Here is a 21,234-nt window from a genome sequence, read left to right as displayed (position 1 = left end):
AGCTTGCAGGTTTGAGCGGATGGAACGCAAAAAAACACCGCGCCTGCGGTGTTTTTGGGGTAAATCGATTAGTTTAAGACTTTGATTGTGATTGATTTACGACCGAAGTTGAGCGCTTGTTCACGTGTCGGCATCAAGAGGTCAATTTTGTTCCCTTTGATTGCGCCGCCAGTGTCTCCAGCGATTGCTTCGCCGTAGCCTTCAACCCATACTTTAGAGCCGAGTGGGATGACTGAAGGGTCAACCGCGATGACTTTTTGGTTCGGGTTCGAACGAACGTCGATACCTGTTGCTGTGATACCAGAGCAACCTGCACAATATGGCGTGTACGCCGTTGCTTCAACTGTCATCGTCTTACCCGAAGCCGGAGCTTGAGTTTGCGTTGTAGACGTAGACTGTTTTGTCACCGGTGCAGACGTTGATGCTTTTGGTTTAGCTGCTGGTGCACTGTTCGCAACCGATGCTGCTTTGGCACCTTTCACAGCGAATTGTTGACCAGGGAAAATGAGATCTGATTTAAGACCGTTCCATGTCATCAATTGATTGACAGAGACACCATTGTTTTTCGCGATCCGATACAACGTGTCGCCTGATTTAACTGTGTAAGTGTTTGAAGAAGCTGTCGCTTTCGCTTCCGACTTCGCAAGCTTCAACACTTGGTTAGGATAAATCATATTCGAGTTTAAGCTATTTGCTTGTTTGATGTCGTTCACAGATACACCGTTGTTCACGGCGATACGGTACAAAGTATCTCCAGACTGAACCGTGTGTGTTGATGCTGCCGAAGCTGGAGCAGCGACTCCTAAACTAAGGCCAGCGAGTGCCGTTAGTGTCAATAGTGGTTTTTTCATAAGAATATTCCTCCCTTTTCTAACGCTCCCTTACTGTAACACCTCTATATTTCACTGCCGTTACAGGCTGATATGAGAGTGATATCAGTTCAGTTACAGAAGCTTTCAGGGAGATGAGAGGAGTCTGAATTCTTACAATCTAGATAAAAATGGCTTTGTTGAGCCGTTTTCAGCTATACTGATAAGGTGAGAAAGGAGGTTTTAGTCTTTGGAACTATTACTGCTGTATTACATTGTGACTAATTTACTAGCGTTTATGTCATTTTTCCTTGATAAACGACGTGCAAAATCCGGGGCTTGGCGTATTTCGGAACAAACGTTGCTCATTCTCGTCTGGATCGGGGGAGCGTTTGGGTCTTATGTCGCGATGCGCCTCTTCCGTCACAAGACGTTGAAGCCGAAGTTTCGAATCGGGGTCCCGGTCGCGATTCTCGTTCACGCCGGGATCACGTCACTTTTCATCTTCTGAGTGGATCCGGCTATCTTTTCTGCTCCATTGTATAGAAGGAACGTGATAAGACGTCTCGTGACAATAGATATATAAATGTCGGATTAATCATTAATTCATCTGGTTAAAGACTGTCAGCCCGGAGTAATCCCGAAACAAATGTTCAAATATTGAGGTGGGATGAAGATGTTGGAACAAAGTTCACTTCAGAGCGTGGAATCGACAACAGGCGCGGTCATGACAGCTATGATCCACGTGACCGATCACTTCCACGCCTTTATAGTGAAGGCGGGTCGCGTCGACTTGATGGTCAACGGGGACCGTCATAGTCTTCGCACCGGGTCGGGCCTTTTGTTAGCGCCGGGGCAACTGTATCAAGTCGTTTCGTCCGAAGAAGCGACTCGGTTCGTCGACGTCCGGGTCGATCCGTACGACTTGTTCGCGCCGTTGCTTGCCGAAAGGTTCGTCACGCCGTTCATGACGGGGGCGACGTTGCCCCTAAAACTCCTCACGCCGACCGAGCGCGCGGAGAAGGCCGTGTTAGATACGATCGACAAGGTATCCCGAAGTTTACATGGCGACTCATCGTTCGCCCTCTTAGATGCCACGCTCCAGATGGCGGTCGTCTGGCGTTACTGGATTCAACAGACAAACGAGCAACCGCGATTGGTCGGTCAAGACCGGATGAAGGCGATGCTCGCTTATATCCATGAACATGTGACGGAGCGCGTGACGCTCGAACAGATTGCCGAGGCCGGTGGCTTGAGCCGGGCGGAATGTTGCCGCTATTTCACGAAGTGGACCGCCACGAGCCCGCTCGCCTATGCGTGTGACGTCCGTATGGAAGCAGCGGCGCATCAGTTACAAGAGACGACGGAGTCGGTCGCCGCAATAGCGAGTCACTACGGCTACACGAGCGTCAGTCACTTCGTCCAGACGTTCAAGAAAGTACATAAGATCACCCCGCTCGTCTACCGCAAGGGCAAGAAGACCAAGTGAAGAGGAAATGAAAACAGGAGTCTGGCCGCCGAGTTTCGATGGCTAGACTCCTTCTTTTGCGTTCTCGATGGACGAGAGACGATGTCATTCCTCATGCACGACCGACACGATGACATTTCCAACTTTCTGACCGGCGTCCACATAGCGGTGCGCTGCGACGATTTCCTCCATCGGATAGATCGAATCGATGACGGCCTTCAGGTCTCCGGCTTCAAACATCTGATTCAACAGGGTCAGATCTTCTTTCCGCTCACTCGCTACTCCCTGTCCGGCAACCGAACTGAACCGGCCTGTTTCCCCGACATGTTTACGAGCCTTCCGTTTATCGATTTTTCCTGCCGCGTCAAACACAGCGTCGTACGTTGTCAGTTCGCTGTCATAGCCATCTTTTGTATAATCGACGACGACGTCTGCGCCAAGGCTTTTGACCAATTCGAAGTTTCGTTCCCGACAGACACCTGTCACGTGAGCACCGAAATGTTTGGCGATCTGTACCGCGATGGAGCCGACTGCCCCGGAAGCTCCGTAAATCAATACGGTCTTCGCCTGTTCGATGTTCACTTTACGCAAAAAATGAAGGGCTGTCGTTCCACCGAACGGAAGACTGGCTGCTTCTGCAAAGCTTGCGAGGTGAGGCATGAGCTCGACACATTTTGTCTCTTTGATGCATGCATATTCGGCATAGCCGCCAAATCGCATCCCGGTCAGCGCATAGACACGATCTCCCACCTTGAAGTGTTGTACGCGGCTGCCCGTCTCCACCACTTCACCTGCTAGGACAACACCTAAGACAGGCTGTCTCGGCGCTTTAAAGCCGACGACGACCCGCATCGGCAACTTGCCTGCTGTTGGTACATCTAACGCACGAAGCCGGCGGTCCCCGGATTGAACGGCTGATGCGTGTACTTTAATCAGAAGTTCGGTTGCTTTTGGCACAGGCTTTTCGATCTCTTGAAGCTGTAACACATCCGGCGGGCCATATGCGGTACAAATCACTGCTCTCATCGTGTACCTCCTCGTAAATCGCTTCCGTTGCCCGCTTGTCGTTTAGCGGGCGGTCCAACCACCGTCTGCTTTCAAGACGTCCCCGTTGACGAAGCTCGAGTCACTCGAAGCGAGGAAGAGCGCGGCGTTTGCGATTTGGTCCGGTTCGCCAATCGGTGCTTCTCCTGCCGCTTGAATGGCGCGCATCCCGAGCTCGCTCGGCGCCGTGATCGTCGCCCCGATGTTCGTATTGACCCCGCCTGGTGCGATGGCGTTGGCCCGAATCTTACCGAACGTGCCATACGTCGCGGCGATGTTTTTCGTAAGGCCGATGAGCGCATGTTTTGATGCGACGTATGCAGCCCCGCCTCGTGTCCCGAACAAGCCACCGACCGAGGCGATATTGATGATGACCCCACCCGACTCTTGTTTCTCCATCACGTTGATGGCGGCCCGGGCGATCTTCATCGGACCGGTCAAGTTGACGGCGATGACACGGTCCCATACGTCGTCGGTCACTTCACCGACCGTCATGAAGTTGTCCATGATGCCGGCGTTGTTCACTAAAATATCGAGTGAGCCGAACTGGCCCGTTGCCGTCGCGATCATGTTGTCGATGTCCGCTTGCTTCGTCACGTTCGCGGCGATACCGACCGCTTCCCCGCCGGACGACTTGATCTCACTTGCGACCGCCTCGACCGTATCCCCGTTCATATCGACGGCGACGATGCGAGCACCTTCCGCGGCGTATAGCTTGGCGATGGCCCGCCCCATGCCAGAACCGGCACCGGTCACGAGCGCTGTCTTGCCTGATAGTTTCACACAGCATTCCTCCTTGGCTAAGTAGAAGACGACACAGCAAAACGACAAGTGCGGACTGGACACGTGTCAGTAGTTTATACCCGAATTTGAAGCGACCTGCATGCTGTTGATGGAAGAATGTTCTTCTTTTCGTACGACATCTCCTTTACAATGAAAGGAATACATATATTGGGATTTGAGGAAGGATTGATGACTTGGGACGATATGATGCGGAAGTGATCGGGAGCGGACCTCCGCTTTTGTTTCTACCGGCTGGGGGGTTCTTGGGGAACGAGGGACTGACGCTCGCCGAGGCGCTTGCCGACGACTTCGAGGTCCATCTGCTCGATCTGCCAGGGTTCGGTCGCAGCGAAGGACTCAAAGAAAGTGTCACTTCTTTGGAATTAGCGGATTGGGTGAACGGCTATATCGTGGAAGCAGGACTCGGCCTTGTCCATGTGAGCGGTCACTCGCTCGGGGGCGCGGTCGCCCTCGCGTTTGCCGCCCATTACCCTGAAAAGCTGGAACGGCTCGTCTTGCTCGACGCCGGACATAAGCCGTTCCCGCGAGTCCCACTGCAAGAATATGGTGCGTTCGGGCTCGTCGTACCGCTCTTGAACGTGATCTACCGAATGCTTGGGCCGACAGCCGTCCGGAAAATCGAGGCGAGATTCATAACGGACAAAGCGGCAGAATCGATTTCAGAGGAACAGTTCAAAGCGTTCTGCACGCAGACGGGGTTACCTGAGCGGGACGAAGTACGCCGGGCCTTGGATGCTCCTGCCAAACTAGGTCCCGGTGGAATGAACTTACTGTTCGGCTACTATAACTTGGACATGAGCCAGCTCATGAGGATGCTCCGCGTACCGACGCTTCTCGTCTACGCTGACTTTATCGGCGTGGACACGAAAGAAGCTGAATTGACGAAGTCTGCCGTTGCGAGTCTTCAGCAAGACCGACTTCCGGTCACCTTTCAGTCCGTTCCTGGAGGTCACTTCGTTCATTGGAGTCCGGAGTTCCCGTTCGAGCGGGTGCGTCAGTTTTTACAGTCTAAAAAAGTGAGTGGATTCGCATGAAGCAGAATCAACAGGTTGTGCTCATGATCGTCGTTGTGTTGCTACTTTCTGCCGGGATTGCCTGGCAAGTGGAATCAACCGGGCAACCCGAATTATCAGCGACGGCGGAACCCGTCCTGGTCCATCAGGTCGCTGACCCTGAGATGACGCTCCGTTTCTTCACAGAACGCTACCCGACGGACGAGCTAAGCGATGAACTGTTCATTGAAGGCATCGGCTTAGAGATCACCATCGATGATCACGTCCCGCTCGCTGTCAGAAGACGGGCTCACCTGGTCGGTCGACGGACGGACGTGCGGGGATGAGCTGGACTGCGCTCCGTTCGATATCCTTTACGGGATGAATCATGGGACGACAACACGTGTCGTCGTCGAGTTGAACGGGGATCGCTTCGAGCCGGAACTATTGAGCACGAAAGCTGGGAATGACGTCTGGTTCATCCTCGTCGACCAAATCGAATCGATTGACGCCATCACCGGTTGCGATGCTGCGGGAGACGTATCATACCGCTTCAATAACTAAATAAGAGATGGAGGACGACTGTCCCCTCATCTCTTAGCGTTCACAGGCAATCCCGTCCCTATCACGGTCTTTCCCAATGTTTGCTTGGTAGAGCGCCGCGTTGACGAGTGGTTTATACTGCGTCTTACCGCCTTTGTTTTTGATGGTCTTGTTTTTCGCGACACCACCCTTGTAGGTTTTGTTGAGCTCGGTACAGTTTTTAAACTTTTTGGCAGCGGCATCAGCCGGATTTGCAGGAGCGAGGCTCAGCGTAAACAAAGCAAGACAGGCCAAAGTTGCACGAAGCAGTTTCTTCATTCTTATTTCCTCCAAATTAGCAGACGATACGTCTAGCAGTTTTCATCATTATACGGTTGATTACGAGCAATATACCTCTTTTGGAAATGTCATGACGGCAGAAAGGAAGTATTACATTATGGACTTATTCATATTGATGCAAGAGCGCGCAGTACCTCTGCTCGTGCTCACATTTTTCTTGGTACTGAATCTTGCATTCCTAATAGGGGTTTGGAAGAAACGGATCAACTTTTCAAAACTTTTTTTGCTGTTCGCCAGCTCACTCGCTGTGGTTCTCATGATTTCATCCGTCATGCTCATCACATTTACGTTATTCGTCGGCTATAATCAGTGACTTTTGCAAATTCCTATTGCCGCAACATCTATAGAAGGAATAAACCCACCTCTTTCAAAAAAAAGAGGTGGGTTTATTCATGGAAAATTATTTTGTCGCTTCGTATTCCAACGCTTCCCCGTTCGTCTCGATGACGTGCTTATACCAATCGAACGAGTCTTTCTTCATCCGCTCCATCGAGCCGTTGCCTTCATTGTCACGGTCGACGTAAATCATGCCATACCGCTTCTTCATCTCGCCCGTCGTGAACGAGACGATGTCGATGATGCCCCACGGCGTGTAGCCGATCAAGTCGACGCCGTCATAAACGACCGCTTGTTTGAGCTGCTCGATGTGGGCCTTCAAGTAATCGATGCGGGCCGCGTCGTGAATCTTTCCGTCGATGATCTCATCGACGGCGCCAAAACCGTTCTCGACGATAAAGAGCGGGATCTGATAGCGGTCGTACAACCGGTTCAGCACGTAGCGAAGACCGACCGGATCGATCGCCCAACCCCAGTCGCTCGACTTGATATATGGGTTCTCGACACCGTTCGGCAGACCGCCGTTGACGATGTCGCCGCTGTTGTCGGCGACGACGTCGCTCTTCACGGTCGTCGACATGTAGTAGCTGAAACCGAGGTAGTCGACAGTCCCGTTCTTCAAGATGTCGTCGTCCCCGTCCAGGAACGGGATGTTGTAGCCTTCACGCTCGAACTCGTTCAAAGCGTAGCTCGGATAGAACCCGCGTACTTGCACGTCCGGGAAGAAGTAGCGCTGGCGCATCATCTCCTCGGCGAGCATGACGTCGTCCGGGTTCGACGAATACGGATAGATCGGAACGTGCGATACCATCGCCCCGATCTCGAAGTCCGGGTTGATCGCTTTCCCTTTCGCGACGGCGAGCGCGCTCGCGATCAACTCATGGTGACCCGTCTGATACATGACCTCACGGGCATTCTCGCCTTCCTCGACGATGACGCCTGAGTTCGTCCAGAGGAAGAGCGGGTTGTTGACGTCCATCTTGTTATTGATCTCGTTGAACGTCATCCAATATTTGACCTTGTCTTTGTAACGGTCGAAACAGACCTCGGCGAAGCGGACGAAATGGTCGACGACTTTCCGGTTGCGGAACCCGCCGTACTCACGGGCGAGGTGGAGCGGCATCTCGAAGTGTGACAACGTGATGATCGGCTCGATGCCGTGCTTCAACAGCTCATCGAACAAGTCATCGTAAAACTTGAGCCCGGCCTCGTTCGGTTCGGCGTCGTCACCGTTCGGGAAGATGCGACTCCAGCCGATCGACGTCCGCAGACACTTCAAACCCATCTCGGCGAACAAGGCGACGTCTTCTTTATAGCGGTGGTAGAAGTCGATTGCCTCATGGTTCGGATAAAACTCGTCCGGCTCGACCTTGTCCGTGATCCGGCGTGCGACGCCATGGGCGCCTGCTGTCAAGACGTCGACGACGCTCGGGCCTTTGCCGTCGGCGTCCCAGCCGCCTTCAAATTGATGGGCGGCGAGGGCGCCACCCCATAGAAAATCTTTCGGTAATGTCTTCATGTTTATTCCTCCTTATTGATGAACAATCGTGAGAATCGGCTTCGTTGTGTCTGTCTCATCGCTTGGTTGAACGAGTACATCGGCGTAAGTCGAGCTGTTCGTTACGATGACTGGTGTGATACTTGATAAGTTATGGGCGGCGATCATGTCGCGATCGAACGTCATTAATACATCGCCCGCTTTGAAGCTGTCCCCATCTTTGACGTGGACAGTGAACGGTTTCCCGTCAAGTGTCACTGTGTCGAGCCCGACGTGAATCAAGAGCTCGATCCCTGAGTTCGAACGCAGTCCAATCGCATGTTTTGTCGGTGCGACCATGACGACCGTCCCATCGAATGGCGCCACAATGTTATTCCCGTTTGGTTCTACAGCGTAACCTTTCCCCATTGCCCCAGAGCCGAACACGTCGTCCGGGACATCACTCAAGGCGATGACTCGGCCTGAGAGCGGTGCAGAGATCGTTTCTTCTTGGACGACCGTCGCAAAAAGTTGCCCGCTGATTGAACGAGCAACCAGACTTCTCCTGTATAAATATCATTCTCATCTTGAATCCGATCGTGGAAACGATGCGCCTCGACGTCCGCTGAGATGACGAGCTTTTGTTGAAACACATCATCTAAGGGCAAGGGCGTCCATGTCTGATCCGGCGAGGCCCGTTCCATAAACGCCTTCAGTCGTGCGTTACTTTCAAACACGAGGAGTTCGGACTGCCAAAGCGTCGGAAGGTCTAACAAGACGACGATCCGATATCGCTCATCTCCTCGGAGACGTACGAGACGGGAGGCACCCTCCCTCATCGCCTCGATGATCGCATGTTAAATCCGGCTATTCTCCTGTACGGACAATAAAAACGATTGATCAATCGGGATTTTGTTGTGCCAATACCCGTCGTGAAACGTTGACGGTAACGAATTGGTTTGTTCTTGGATATACATGCGCAACCGTTCCAGCCTTCGTCTGACACCGCGCACTTTCGCTCGTCTCCTCAAGACATTGTCCTCACTAGGTCAACTCCTCCAAAATACCCGCTTCGTAAATGAACAGATCCGTAATATCCGATGTGAGAATAGTTGATATCTGTCTCGGTCGGAATGATTGTCGTCCAGTCGTTCCCCGCTTTATCCTGACTGTATGTCACTTTTATGATTTCCCCACCGCCACGTAAGAGTTCCTCATACACGTTTCGAGCGAGTTTATGTAATGCATAGTACTTCGGATAATCCATCCCGATGGAAAGGAACCCGCCTGCTTGCTCCATTCGAACACCTCTTTTCTCTCATCATACAAAAAAACGGCACCGAATGAACGGTACCGCGCGTGACTTCAAAGCCAGATTGGTAAAGAGAAGAAAACCAAGAACAATACGGTCAAGACACCGACGACCGGACTGAGCGAGCGATAGCCCTTCTTGAACAAGACGATCATCGTATAGGCGATGAAGCCGAGCCCGATGCCATCGACGATGGAGTACGTGAACGGGATCATGATAATGACGAGGATCGCCGGGAAGGCCTGCTCCCAATTGTCGAGCGGCAGATGCTTCACGTTCTGGAACATCATCATGCCGATGATGATCAAGACCGGCGCGATCGCCGTCACCGGAATGATCGCGAACAGCGGCAAGAGCAACAGCGAGACGACGTAAAGACCTGACGTCACGAACGACGAGATGCCGCCGCGTGCGCCGACCGAGATGCCGGCCGCGACCTCGACCGTCGAGACGGTCGGGCTCGAGCCGAACATGGCACCGGCCATCGTCGACAACCCTTGGGCGATCAAGCCTTTCGGGGCTTGATCGTCCTTGCCGATCGCTCGCGTCTGATTCTGGATCAGGCTGATGTTCTCGATCAACAAGACGAGCGTCAACACGCCGACCGCGATCAGGAAGATCGGTGATGTCGACTGCGCGAACGATACGTTGCCGAACACGGTCCCGAACGACTCGAAGAACGGTGTGAGCGCGAACTCACCTGTCCAGTCGAGCGTGCCCGTGACAGCGCTCAAACCGACACCGAACGCGATCGTCCAGAGGAAGCTGCTCGGTCCCATCTTCAAGAACAAAAGAATCGCGACGAATAGCGTCAGGAACGCGACCTGGACCGGTCGCTCCCCAAGGTCTCCGATGTGCAAGAGCGCCCCACCACCGCCCGAGACGATCCCTGCCGCTTCGAGTCCGATCAAGATGAGGAACAGGCCGAGCCCGACCGTCAGTCCGTCATGAATGATCGGCGGGAACGCGTTCGCGAGTTTCCTCGCCACTTTCGTCACCGTCATGAGGACGACAAGCGCCCCCGAGACGAGCGAGACGGCGAGCGCACTCTGCCAGCTCAGTCCCATCTGCAAGACGAGCGTGTACGTGAACAACGCATTGATGCCCATACCAGGTAGGAGCAACAACGGTAAGTTGAACAGTCCCGCGATGAACGTCCCGATGATGCTTGTCAAAATCGCTCCGACGAGCGCTCCCTCGAACGGGAGTCCGGCTTGTGTCAAGATTGCCGCATGTACGGCCGGGATGTATGCTGTCGCCAGAAAGTTCAGCACGCCCCCGTATGTTTCTGTTTTCCATTCTGTTTGTTTTGCCATAGGAATCAATCCTTTGTTGGCACCCTCACCCACCCATGTGGTTACACACGAGACTCATTATATCCTGTCTGACTTCAGACATGCAACACTATCGTAGTTCAATTCCACCTTTGGACCCAGTGTTGAGACGACTCCATCTAAAGGTTCATTTTATAAAATAAGAACAAACGTTCTTATTTTCAGCATCTATTTTAGTCGGAATCTGCTATAATGAAGAGGCAGGTTAACACAGCAATAGTGGGGTCAGCCGCCAATTCCGCAATGGAGGAAGGCGGTGGTGCGGATGGAACAACTATGGACCTGGGTCGGCGATTACGTAATCGTCCCGATCCTCGCTCCGATCATTGTTCACTTGGTAATCTACCAATCATCCGATCGTGCAAAGTCTGAACGCACAAAAAAATGACCCCCTCGGCGCAATGAGATGGGTCACTTTCTGATTCACTAACCATTGTGGCGGCTGGGCCACTCTTAAAGTGGTAGCCTGTAAGCCAGAGGCCGGTGTATCGAGCACCGGTCTCTTTCTACTTGCATCATACCATATCTGTTCCCGGTTTTCAGTATTAGAAACACGAAAACGATGAATTTGACGTGACGAACACCGGGTGATTTAACCCGGTGTTTTCATATCTTCTTCTACCGTGTAGCGGGAGAACCATTTCAACATGGCATCCGCCTCTTGTTTCGGGATATCCTCGATCATTTCATTCGATAAGACACCACGAGTCGAGAACAGGACGTTGCATACATCGAAACGGCGCTGAAGCGGCGTTTGTGTCACTTGGACCTGTTCGATCCGCGGCTTGTCCGTCAAAAATGAGTGGACGTTGAACGCACCGGTCCGGAGCTCGACGAAGCGACCGTTCCGAGCGTAGCGCGTCGTCATATAGCTCAACAGGCGGCCGCCAATGATGATGGCCCACAACAGGACGAGCCACCAGGCGTAATCGCGGAAGAAATAGAGGACGACACCACTGATGAAAAGACCGAACCAACTGATCCGCATCAGCTTGATCCAAAGCGACCGTGTCGGTAAACGATGGAGCGTGTCGGCCCATGTGAACTGGTTGAAGTGCTCGTTCAGCACGGCTATCGCCTTGTCCCGTTTGACGAACGGGAGGATGGTCGATGACTCGTCTTTCAACTCGTCCATCGTGCCCGCAGCGACGAGCTCGACGCCGACGATGTTGAACCAGCGCCGGATGAACGTCTCTTTGATGCGGATCGCTTGAATCTTCTCGTACGGGATCTCTTTCGCCGAGCGGTTCAAGAGCCCTTTCTCGACACGGATCCGGTCGCCTCTTCGTTCGAGTTGGAAGTTCCCATATTTCAAGAAGTTGATGACCATGCCGATGATGACAGACAGGAACAAGACAGTAAGGACAAGCACGCCGATGGCGATGATCGAGGCGCTGATGACCCACTCCCCGACTTGGTCGAACGTCCCATCAAGGTTGATGAAGTCATCGATCGAGGACACGACCGTCGAGGCGACCGGGAAGATGGCGAATACCGACAGCGACGTCAGCGAGGCGATGATGATCTCGCGGGTCGAGATGGCATACAACAAACGGCTCGCCGGTTTTTCAATCGCCACCGGTGCAGATGTCGTGTCTGTCTTCTCTTCCACGGGTAAGTCCGTTTCAGTCTTCCGATGACGGACCTGGTCGAGGATGTCCTCGAGCCGCTTCGCCTCGTTCGGGAAGACGCCGGCCAGTTTGAACGAGGCGTCGTCGCTGTTCGCGTTCGTGTCGAACGTCAACTCGACGACACTGAGCAGACGGTAAAGGAACGGACTGTTCGAATGGACGCTTTGGATCTTATAGAGCGGGAGCGACTTCTCTTTTTTGATCCAGTTCCCGTCGATGATATACATCGTCTTGTCGTCCAAGGCGTAACGGAAATTGCGCCAGCCGAAGAACTTTTGGATCACGTCGAGCAAGAGGAAGAGCAAGATCCCGACGCGCAAGATGATGCCGAACGTCGAGCTCCAATCGTTATTGATCACAAATAGCAGTACGAGCGGGATGATAAATGACTTGATGACCTCTAATACACGTAACAGTAAAACGCGAGTCGGTAGACGATGCCAGGTGAGCGTCGCTTCCGTCATACGACATCCTCCTCCTCGATGCGGGCATAGACTGCGATCTGTTCACGGAGCGTCTTCGCGAACGACTCCTCGATCGCATAGATCTCATGCGACCCGGCCGCAGTGCCGATCGTGATCGTCTGCAGGCCGTACTTCCGGAGCAGCGGTCCTTGTTGGGCGTGGACGTACTGTACTTTCGTCATCGGGATCAACACGTCGTGTGTCGTGATGATGCCGTGGTGCAGACGAATCTCGAGCGGTCGCACGTCATACGTGAAGCGTTCTTGCTTCCACTTTTGGAAGACGACGATGTCGATCACGCTATAGATGAGATCGATGGCGAGCAAGCCATACATCGTATATTGAAGCCATGTCGGCCAGTCGAAATAGAGCGAGGCGACGACGAGACCGCCGGTGATGACGAGCCCGATCAAGTAAAAGATAGCACTAGACAACCGGAACACGGTCCGTGCCTCGATCGGTAGTTTACCGCTGAGTGATGCTGGTACTGTTTCTATGTCTGACATTGGTGTTTCCCCCTATCCGTTCGGACGCGTTGTCCGTCTCTCTTTTAGTATACGTCGTTTATTTGAAAAAAGTTTCATTCCGCTACAGGGAAGGTGTTCGAGTGCGCCCGAACGGTCCTTACTCATTCGTGCAGTCTAACTAAAAGTCTTCTTGGAAATGTTCGATGTATCTTGAGTGTCCCAAAATTTTGTGGGATGCATATAAGGCTCCTCAGCTTAATTTAATTGAGAACAAATAACATTCATCCGTTTATATGCTGATAAAGACTTTTGAGTTGTTCGCTTATATAGGTGCGCGCAGCGGTATCGTAATAGCGCCAGTGCATACGCATATATAATGAATTAAAAAAAGAAGCGTCCTAAATTTTTATTAGGAAGAATTATCGTCATTCTTATCTGCCAGGCGAAGCTCATCTAGGTCACTGAACACTACATGTATCCACTGCTAGAGATTTAATGAGTTGTCTTTCTCGTACATAGATTCAATAATAAAAATCAATCGCTCCTTGGCTAATTAATAAATCGATTTCATGTTCTTTGGAATATGAAAAATCTAGATGAAGTGCAGTATGTAACGAAATATAGGAATTTATCAACGTAGTCCTCTTAATCATGACGCGAGCTTCTCTTTATTCTAAATGAACCTTTAGATGAACGACACTCGATAAAAATATCCCCTCCAAGGTTTCATCATATCTATAAAACATCGCACAATGCGCCATCAATCAAGCGTTGGCAAAACGAAGAATCGCTTCTTTTCTTTAAATGTCAGAACCTCCTCATGACTCTCACCGCTTGCTTTCCACAAAATACGGAGCGTATAGTCACTATCTGAATTCGGTTCAGATCCTAAAAATACAAATTCGTAGTAACTATTTTGCCGCATGTCAATTGGCTCACTTAAAAAGTCTCCAGTCAGTTGAGTGTCATTTTCATAAAAAGACAAGTCGACAATCTCTCCGTCCAATTCGTCCCACGTCAATTCGCCCGCCCATGTCTCCTTTAAAGAATGTGACACGGTATAAATCGCGTTAAACTTTTCATCTTCAGAACTCGCAACGAGCTTTGGCGGGAGTGTCAGTGAAAAGCCCACCCATATCACTAAAAAGAGGCCAATCATTCCTAGTTCAACTTTCAGTTTCTTCACTCCGTCTCCTCCTTTTAACTGATTACCTTTATTCCGTTCGGTAGTCACTTTCCACATTCCTTTTTATCCGGCAAAAAAGCCAAGTCGCATGAGCGGCTTGGCATGTACGTGAAACGTTTAGTCTTCAAAGAACCACTTCTTGCGCGGTTCCACTTTCAAATTGTCGCTATGCTTCTTCATCTCGGTGATGAGGTAGCGTTCGAGTTCGTTCATCGCCTTGACCCAGTTCGTCATCGCCGCGACGAGCGGGACGACGGTCAAGATGAGTTCTTCCTCTTCGTCGCGCATCTTCTCGATCATCAGCTTGGCGAAGTCGAAGTTCTCATGGATCAAGTCTTCCTCGCGGTCAATGATGTGTTCGTTCTCGAGCTCATATGCCGAGAACAAACGCTCATGCCGACGCAGCAAGTGCCGCATATGGCGCAACAGTTCTTCCTCGAGTTGTGGCGGCAGATGTTCGACCGTCAAATAATCGTCGTACAACTTGTCGAGCACGTGGATGGCGGCACTGTTCGTGTCGATCATCTTCGACTTGAGGACGGCCCGACGGTAGATCGGCGTCTTCTTCTCGAGCCAGCGGTTGGCTTTGATCTCTTCTTCGAAGTAATCATACGTCGTCTTCGAACCGCGATGTTTCTTTTTCGTCTCGTCGAGCGATTCGAACGACGAGCGGCCGCCTTCCGTCTCGGAGAACAAGCGGGCAATCCGGACCGCCATTTGAAAGACGGTCGTGATCTCGTCTTCGAGCTTCCGTTCATAGCGCGGTGGGAACAACAACGCGTTGACGAGCAGCGCGACGGTGATCCCCATCATGATGAGCAAGTAACGTTCGCCGGCGAACATAAAGATCGACAGGTCGGACTGGCTCGCCCCTTCCATGATCAAGATCGTCGTCAAGATGACGGTCCGCGTCGTCGACTCGAGGTTCAAGAAGAGCAGGATCGAGATGGCGATGATGATGACGACGCCGATCGCGATCGGTGTCGGGTTCGGTGTCAGCATCAACGAGAACACGGCCAGTAAGGCGCCGATCAAGTTCCCTTTCATCTCCTCTAAAAGCCGGACACCCGTCTGATACACCGACGGCAGCAAGGCGAGCGAGGCCGCGAGTGCAGGGACGACGATTTGTTCAAATTGAAACGCTTCGGCAATAAGTAACACCAGGGCGACAGAAATCCCGGTTTTGATCGTTCTAGCTCCAAATCTCATGCGTTCTCGACACCGGAGTGTCTTCCCCCTTTGTACACGTCATGCAATTTTTTTAGCCGACTTCGGCGTGCGTGAAACATTTGCCCTTCGAACCGGTCGAAGTCAGGTCATTTTGCCCGATTCTAGAGCGCTTCCGTGGTATGATGGCGTTGGATATTTTCTTTAATCTTGATGGGGAGGGGTTTACTTGTCAACCATTGCTTTATTTGGAGGAAGCGGCCGCACGGGGATGCGGATGCTTGAACGATTACTGGAGGACGGACATCACGTCCGCCTATTAACGAGACGACCGCTTCAACCGAGGGACGGTCTTGACGTCATCATCGGCGACGCCACCGACCAGGAAGCCGTCATTGAAACGATACAACGTGCTGACGTCGTCATGTCAGCACTCGGCACCGACAAACAAAACGTCTTGTCGCACTTCACCCCGCTCGTCATCGCGGCGATGCAACAGGCAGGACTCAAACGCATCTTGATCGTCGGCACAGCTGGCATTTTACGGGCACACGACTCGGACAACTATCGCTTCGAGACGCGTGAGTCGAAACGGTCGATGACGACCGCAGCCGAGGACCACGCCCGAGCCTATGAGCTGTTCGAAGCCTCCGACCTCGACTACACGATCGTCTGTCCGACGCAATTGATCGAAGGCAAATCTGTCGGTGAGATCGTCATCACGGCCGACGTGTTGGGCACGTTGAACTCAGGCCCGATCGCACGGGATGACGTCGCCGAGCTCGTGCTTCGCGCCTGGAAAGACAGAACATACATCAGACACCGCGTCGGGATCACGACGGAATCATGATTAGGGGATGGGGATTATGAGCGAACAACGCATGCGCCTGGCGCAATTGACCGACGTATTTGAAACAGAAGACGAGACCGAGTCGGCCCGGCTCGCCCGGACCGCACTCCGGAAAGTGACGCGTGACGAGATTTGGATCGCCGTCTGCGGTCACTTCTCGGCCGGTAAATCGACGCTGCTCAACAACTGGCTCGGCGACGGGGTATTGCCGACGAGCCCGATCCCGACGAGCGCGAACATCGTCACGCTCCGTAACGGTGACGCAAGTGCCTCGGTCGCCATCAATGACACGGACTGGATCCGACTCGGGACCGACGAGCTCGAGCACTTGGGCGACTACTGCAAAATCGAAGAGATCAAAGAAGTCGAATACGCGCTACCGCGCTTCCCGTTCGGAAGTGATGTCGTCTTGATGGACACACCAGGTATCGACTCGACCGATGAGCGTCACCGCCAAGCGACGGAACGGTCGCTCTTCCTCGCCGACCATTTGTTCTTCATGATGGACTACAATCACGTCCAATCGGAACAGAACATCCAGTTGATGAAACAGTTCAGCGCCGAAGCCCGCCCCTACTCGATCATCATCAATCAGATCGACAAGCACGATGAGACGGAACTTCCGTTTGACGCGTTCAAACGCTCGCTCGAGACGGCGTTTATGCGTCATGCCATCAATCCGGACGATATGTTCTACATCTCGCTCCGCGAGCTCGACCACCCGGAGAACGAGGTCGTCCGGCTCCGGACCCACGTCCAAGCCGTCATCGAGACCGCCCGAGAGCAGAGTGAGGCGCGAGCAAGTCTCCTCGTCGACACGTTGCTCGACCGGTCTGTGCGGTCAATCGAGACAGCGCTCGAACAGCTTCCGGTCGTCGAGAAGCAGACGGCGGAGATCCAATCCCGGCTCCAGCGACTCGAGAAGAAATCGACGTGGCTGCAGTCGTTCCGTCGTGAGTTCTTTAAACACCAGTCGCCGATCGTCGCCAGTGCGCCGATCATGAACTATGAGTTCCGTGAACTGTTGCGGGATTACCTGGAGAGTTGTTCACCTGAGTTCAAAGTCGGCCTGTTCTTCTCAAAGGAAAAGACGCGCCAGGAACGTGTGCGGCGTGAAGACACCGCCGCCAAAGAGTTCAACCGATTGATTGATACGAACTTGCGGCCCCACTTGATCAAATACGCCGAGGACATCGTCCGTGACTTGAAGCTGCCAGAAGCGATCTTGTCTCGTCCCGACACATTGCCGTCCGCACCGAAGACGCTCATCAGCGAGCAAGTGAAGTCCGGGGCGTCACTCAGTGGCGACACGGTCCTCCAGTTCAGCCGTGACATCGAGTCGGCCCTCGCCGCCTGGGTGACGAAAGTGTCCGACACGTGGGTCACCTCGGTCGAGACGTATCTCGAGGCTGAAGGAAAAGACCGGATCGACCAAATCAAGACCGAGCAAGACGACTTATATGACATGCTCGATACGCTGGCGCTTCAACGCCGGCTTGCTGAAAAGCAAGCGCTGCTCTCTACTTACGCCACACGTGACATTTCGGAAGACCGGTTGGGCGACCTCGAGACCCGACATTACGTAGAGGCCGGCCAGTTACCGAAAAAACAAGTCGAACACCAGCAACAAGAAGTTGCGTCGACCTCGCTTTTGGGCGATGATGTAACTGCTTTTTCATTTGATTTTTCGTTTGAATATGCGGTATGTGAAATATTAGAGAAACATCCGCTATTCAAGTCACGCGTGAAGTCGTTGCGTCATAAGTTGGCCCGGGCCGAGTCCGAGCGTTACACGCTCGCCATCTTTGGTGCGTTCTCGTCCGGAAAGTCGTCGACGCTGAACGCGTTGCTCGGCGAAACGGTGCTCCCGACGTCGCCGAACCCGTTGACGGCCTCGATCACAAAGATCGTGCCCCCGAACGGTCTAGCCCATAAGAGCGCCTCGATCACGTTCAAGACACGCGACGAGCTCGAGGCGGAACTGAACGGCTACGGCGCTTCGCTTGAAGCGCTCAGCATCGACCACCCGTTCGTCAACGCCGTCAAGAACGCTCCCCTGTCCTATCTCGGCAGTGAGCAGTCGGTCGACTACGACACGTTCTGCTCGTTCGTCACCGAGGAAGAGAAGAGTTGCATCGTCAAGGAGATCGAGCTATATGTCGACTCCCCTTGGGCCGAGCGCGGTATCATCTTCGTCGACACGCCGGGCGCCGACTCCCAGTTCAACCGCCACAGCGAGGTACAGTTCGGCTATATGCGCGACGCCGACGCCGTCCTGTTCGTGACGTACTACAACCATGCCTTCACCGAGGCCGACCGCGAGCTCGTCATCCAGCTCGGGCGGGTCCAAGGGACGGGCGGCCATGACATGTTCTTCCTCGTCAACGCGTCCGATTTGGCGACCGATGACGCGGAACGCGATGCCGTGACCGATTACGTGTCGAACAAGTTGACGAAGCTCGGCGTCCGCAATCCGACCGTCCTGCCGATCTCAAGCCGGAACGCCATCCAAGGCAGAGACAATGGTTTCGACCGCTTCTCGGCCAAGCTCGAGCAGTTCGTCGACCATGACCTGCGCCAAGCGAACGCCGTCCGCATCAAAGACGAGACGAGCGCTCTCGTCGCCGCGTTCGAAGACGTCTTACGCGAAGCCGAAGCCGATGCGACTGTCAAAGAAACACATCGCACACAACTCGAACAGTTGCGTGAGTCCGACAACCGATTAAGCGTCACGACGCTCGTCGACCCGTTCACGCGCGAAGTGAACGAACTGCTCGCCCACCTCGAGACGCGCTCCCTCTTCCGGCTCTCGGACTTCGTCAAGGAGACGTTCCATCCGGTCGAAGTCGACGGCTCGAAGGCGAGTCTCGAGCGCGCCCTGACACGCACGCTCGACAAGTATGCGTATGACATCCACCAAGAGCTGCAAGTGTTCCAATATCGGCTCGAGCGCTTCTTGAAGCAAGAGACAGAACGGTTGATCGAGCGTGAGACGCTCAAACTGCGCCCCGTCTTGCCGACGTTATCATACGAAGAAGACATCGACATCGACTGGCTCCGCGACGCCGTCGATCCGGTCACGTTCGAAGCGGACCCGTTCCGTCCCGTGTTGAAGCACTATAAGAACGCGAATCAATTCTTCGAAGCCGACGGTCGGACGAAGCTGCGCGACGACTTGAGCGCGCGCTTAAAAGCCGCCGTCCGGGAACAGCTCGAAGCAGTCGGGACACGTCAAGCCGAACGGACCACTTCGCACTTACAATTGCTCGAGACGACGCTCAGCACTGCTTGGAACCGTGAAGTGAACGACCTCGTCGCCGGTGAGCTGAGCGTACTGACGGACGGGCAGTCGTTCGATGACATGAAACAGCGCCTCGATGCGCTCAGAAAGGATTGAACGCATGGGTTCATTATTGCTCGTCGGCCTGATCCCGGCCGTCATCATGACGGTCGCACTCGGGTTGTTTATCCGCCATTTGTATCTCAATAAAGAATCATAAAATAAGCCTCGAGCGCGCGCTCGAGGCTTATTTTTATACATCTGCCGGATAACGGACGTCGATGCGCCGCCGGATATCGGTCATGACGTCAGCAAGCAACTGCATGTCGTCAAATGAGTGGATCTCGGTCTCCCTCTCGCCTGCTAGAATCATAAGCACGAACGCTTCAATCTCGTACTTCATGTGTGTCGTCTGTTCCGTGGCGAGTTCCTCGGTCGTCCCGTCGCGGCCTTCGAACGTCAAGCGGTCGAGCGAGGCGATATCGTCGATGACGATGCGGCCCGCTTCCCCGATGATCTCAGACGGTGCGTCCGTGCCGCGAATCTTCGAATGAAGCACGATGATGTCCATGCCGTCATACGACAAGATGGCCGAACCACTCCCGTCGACCCCAGAGTCGAGTTTGACGGCGTTCGCCTGCACGGCGTCCGGTCGACCGAACAGTTTCAAGGCGGGACCGAGGCAATAGACGCCGAGGTCCATCAGCGAACCATTAGAGAAAGCGGGATTGAACGTGTTTGGGTTATCGCCGCGTTTATACAAGTCGTAGCGTGACGAGTATTGCGATTTGTTCAAGATGACACGCCGGACGGGACCGATGCGATGCAGCGCTTGACGCAATATTTGGAAGTTCGGCATGAACATGTTGCGGAGTGCCTCAAGGAGGACGATGTCGTGCTCGCGCGCCGTCTCGAGCATCAGTTTGACCTCGTCGACGTTCGAGGCGAACGGTTTCTCACAGAGGACGTGCTTGCCGTGCCGCATGAACAGGATACTCTGCTCGGCATGGAGCGAGTTCGGACTTGCGATATAGACCGCGTCGATGACGTCGCTCATCGCCATATCGTCAAGCGATGTGAACGTATGGACGATCCCATACTCGTTTGCGAACTCGATCGCCCGCTCCGCTGTCCGTGAATAGACGGCCGCAACGGTCGCACCTTCGACTTCGTGGACGGCTTCTAAAAATGAATGGGTGATAAAGTTCGTGCCGATGATACCGAATCGAATCATAAGGATGTACCTCGTTTCTTTAGTGGGTGATAATTTTATGTAGGATGATTTCATCATGGAGCGGGATGCCGTGCTCGCCGATCATTGGAATCGACGATTTTTGTAGGCGGGCCTCATCAACCGCACCAGGGATGATTCGTTCGAGGCGCCAACCCCGCTTTTGATAAAAAGCAAGCGCCTTCAGGTTGTCGTTCGTCGTGATGAGCGACATACGCTTGAGTCGATGAAGCCGGGCCCAGCGCTCCACTTCATCGAGTAGTGACGACCCGATGCCGCGGTTTTCTCGTAAACTATCGAGCGAGATGATTTCAAGTTCCTCTTCTCTAATGACATACGTGATCAGCCCGATGATTGTCGCTTCTTCCATCGCGACGAAACCGTCGAGCGTAGCGCAGTCATACGTCCCGGTCGAGATGACCATTTGAGATGATCCCCACTCAGCGATAAAGACGTCACGCACCGGCTCACGCAGCGTCGGAATAATAGGTCGAATCATT

At 53.3% G+C, this 21,234-nt stretch carries 23 protein-coding genes; 8 read left to right on the top strand and 15 right to left on the bottom strand.

Translation table 11 applies throughout. The annotated features are described in order from the left end of the window. Positions 1-68 precede the first annotated feature (68 nt). Positions 69-851 carry a LysM peptidoglycan-binding and 3D domain-containing protein gene (locus EVJ32_RS07230; RefSeq protein WP_131457695.1) on the bottom strand — a complete coding sequence of 261 codons (783 nt, stop codon included), beginning with the start codon at positions 849-851 and terminating at the stop codon, positions 69-71. 208 nt (positions 852-1,059) lie between these two features. On the opposite strand from EVJ32_RS07230, the gene EVJ32_RS07225 reads away from it, so the two are divergent. Beyond that, a complete protein-coding gene (locus tag EVJ32_RS07225) occupies positions 1,060-1,320 on the top strand; it encodes a DUF1294 domain-containing protein (RefSeq protein WP_236636088.1) in 261 nt (86 codons plus the stop codon). A 165-nt stretch (positions 1,321-1,485) separates the two neighbouring features. Next, on the top strand, positions 1,486-2,298 hold the full coding sequence (locus EVJ32_RS07220) for a helix-turn-helix domain-containing protein (protein ID WP_161568790.1): 813 nt from the start codon (positions 1,486-1,488) through the stop codon (positions 2,296-2,298). A gap of 84 nt (positions 2,299-2,382) precedes the next feature. Here EVJ32_RS07220 and EVJ32_RS07215 read toward each other — a convergent pair whose 3' ends face one another. Both EVJ32_RS07215 and EVJ32_RS07210 read right to left on the bottom strand, forming a co-directional pair. After that, positions 2,383-3,303, bottom strand: a complete 921-nt coding sequence (locus EVJ32_RS07215; RefSeq protein ID WP_131457693.1) for an NAD(P)-dependent alcohol dehydrogenase — start codon at positions 3,301-3,303, stop codon at positions 2,383-2,385. A gap of 42 nt (positions 3,304-3,345) precedes the next feature. Next, entirely contained in the window at positions 3,346-4,104 is a 759-nt protein-coding gene (locus EVJ32_RS07210; protein ID WP_131457692.1) for a glucose 1-dehydrogenase, read from the bottom strand. Between the two features lie 194 nt (positions 4,105-4,298). Between EVJ32_RS07210 and EVJ32_RS07205 the strand changes: the two genes are divergently transcribed. The 3 genes from EVJ32_RS07205 to EVJ32_RS07195 are packed head-to-tail and all read left to right on the top strand — an operon-like array spanning position 4,299 to position 5,681. After that, positions 4,299-5,159, top strand: coding sequence for an alpha/beta fold hydrolase (locus EVJ32_RS07205; RefSeq protein ID WP_161568789.1), 861 nt, complete (start codon positions 4,299-4,301; stop codon positions 5,157-5,159). A 23-nt stretch (positions 5,160-5,182) separates the two neighbouring features. Then, entirely contained in the window at positions 5,183-5,464 is a 282-nt protein-coding gene (locus EVJ32_RS07200; protein WP_161568788.1) for a hypothetical protein, read from the top strand. Beyond that, the gene (locus EVJ32_RS07195) at positions 5,394-5,681 is read left to right on the top strand and encodes a hypothetical protein (protein WP_131457689.1); all 288 of its coding nucleotides are present in this window, start codon (positions 5,394-5,396) and stop codon (positions 5,679-5,681) included. The genes EVJ32_RS07200 and EVJ32_RS07195 overlap by 71 nt, the downstream gene beginning before the upstream one ends. A gap of 33 nt (positions 5,682-5,714) precedes the next feature. On the opposite strand, the gene EVJ32_RS07190 is transcribed toward EVJ32_RS07195, so the two are convergent. Then, complete coding sequence (locus EVJ32_RS07190; protein WP_131457688.1) at positions 5,715-5,978, bottom strand: excalibur calcium-binding domain-containing protein; 264 nt, start codon at positions 5,976-5,978, stop codon at positions 5,715-5,717. Between the two features lie 118 nt (positions 5,979-6,096). Here EVJ32_RS07190 and EVJ32_RS07185 point away from each other — a divergent pair, with 118 nt between their 5' ends. After that, positions 6,097-6,312 carry a hypothetical protein gene (locus EVJ32_RS07185; protein WP_035386030.1) on the top strand — a complete coding sequence of 72 codons (216 nt, stop codon included), beginning with the start codon at positions 6,097-6,099 and terminating at the stop codon, positions 6,310-6,312. A gap of 87 nt (positions 6,313-6,399) precedes the next feature. Here the strand turns inward: EVJ32_RS07185 and bglA are convergent, their stop codons facing one another. From bglA to EVJ32_RS07135, 9 genes are all read right to left on the bottom strand, one after another. Then, complete coding sequence (bglA, locus tag EVJ32_RS07180) at positions 6,400-7,854, bottom strand: 6-phospho-beta-glucosidase BglA (protein ID WP_131457687.1); 1,455 nt, start codon at positions 7,852-7,854, stop codon at positions 6,400-6,402. 12 nt (positions 7,855-7,866) lie between these two features. Further along, complete coding sequence (locus EVJ32_RS07175; protein ID WP_236639496.1) at positions 7,867-8,259, bottom strand: PTS sugar transporter subunit IIA; 393 nt, start codon at positions 8,257-8,259, stop codon at positions 7,867-7,869. Positions 8,260-8,276: 17 nt separating this feature from the next. Continuing rightward, on the bottom strand, positions 8,277-8,651 hold the full coding sequence (locus tag EVJ32_RS07170) for a DUF3916 domain-containing protein (protein WP_131457686.1): 375 nt from the start codon (positions 8,649-8,651) through the stop codon (positions 8,277-8,279). Between the two features lie 188 nt (positions 8,652-8,839). Then, complete coding sequence (locus EVJ32_RS07160) at positions 8,840-9,112, bottom strand: hypothetical protein (protein WP_131457684.1); 273 nt, start codon at positions 9,110-9,112, stop codon at positions 8,840-8,842. A gap of 65 nt (positions 9,113-9,177) precedes the next feature. Continuing rightward, positions 9,178-10,440, bottom strand: coding sequence for an NCS2 family permease (locus EVJ32_RS07155; protein ID WP_131457683.1), 1,263 nt, complete (start codon positions 10,438-10,440; stop codon positions 9,178-9,180). Positions 10,441-11,050: 610 nt separating this feature from the next. After that, positions 11,051-12,553: a PH domain-containing protein gene (locus EVJ32_RS07150; RefSeq protein WP_131457682.1), complete on the bottom strand. Its 1,503-nt coding sequence runs from the start codon at positions 12,551-12,553 to the stop codon at positions 11,051-11,053. Then, positions 12,550-13,059, bottom strand: coding sequence for a PH domain-containing protein (locus EVJ32_RS07145; RefSeq protein ID WP_070327268.1), 510 nt, complete (start codon positions 13,057-13,059; stop codon positions 12,550-12,552). Before EVJ32_RS07145 ends, EVJ32_RS07150 begins: the two co-directional genes overlap by 4 nt. 721 nt (positions 13,060-13,780) lie before the next feature. Then, complete coding sequence (locus tag EVJ32_RS07140; RefSeq protein WP_070327269.1) at positions 13,781-14,206, bottom strand: hypothetical protein; 426 nt, start codon at positions 14,204-14,206, stop codon at positions 13,781-13,783. 117 nt (positions 14,207-14,323) lie between these two features. Beyond that, on the bottom strand, positions 14,324-15,415 hold the full coding sequence (locus EVJ32_RS07135; protein WP_070327270.1) for an FUSC family protein: 1,092 nt from the start codon (positions 15,413-15,415) through the stop codon (positions 14,324-14,326). Positions 15,416-15,602: 187 nt separating this feature from the next. Between EVJ32_RS07135 and EVJ32_RS07130 the strand changes: the two genes are divergently transcribed. Beyond that, positions 15,603-16,223: an NAD(P)-dependent oxidoreductase gene (locus EVJ32_RS07130; RefSeq protein WP_131457681.1), complete on the top strand. Its 621-nt coding sequence runs from the start codon at positions 15,603-15,605 to the stop codon at positions 16,221-16,223. A gap of 16 nt (positions 16,224-16,239) precedes the next feature. Further along, positions 16,240-19,620: a dynamin family protein gene (locus EVJ32_RS07125; RefSeq protein ID WP_236639495.1), complete on the top strand. Its 3,381-nt coding sequence runs from the start codon at positions 16,240-16,242 to the stop codon at positions 19,618-19,620. A 136-nt stretch (positions 19,621-19,756) separates the two neighbouring features. On the opposite strand, the gene EVJ32_RS07120 is transcribed toward EVJ32_RS07125, so the two are convergent. After that, positions 19,757-20,737, bottom strand: a complete 981-nt coding sequence (locus EVJ32_RS07120) for a Gfo/Idh/MocA family protein (RefSeq protein WP_131457679.1) — start codon at positions 20,735-20,737, stop codon at positions 19,757-19,759. Positions 20,738-20,756: 19 nt separating this feature from the next. Next, positions 20,757-21,233 carry a GNAT family N-acetyltransferase gene (locus tag EVJ32_RS07115; RefSeq protein ID WP_131457678.1) on the bottom strand — a complete coding sequence of 159 codons (477 nt, stop codon included), beginning with the start codon at positions 21,231-21,233 and terminating at the stop codon, positions 20,757-20,759. Position 21,234: the final 1 nt, after the last annotated feature.

It is taken from the genome of Exiguobacterium sp. SH5S4, assembly GCF_004337045.1.
GTDB lineage: Bacteria > Bacillota > Bacilli > Exiguobacteriales > Exiguobacteriaceae > Exiguobacterium > Exiguobacterium aurantiacum_A.
The sequence above is the reverse complement of the archived record's forward strand: the minus strand, read 5'-3'. Positions and strand labels throughout refer to the sequence as shown.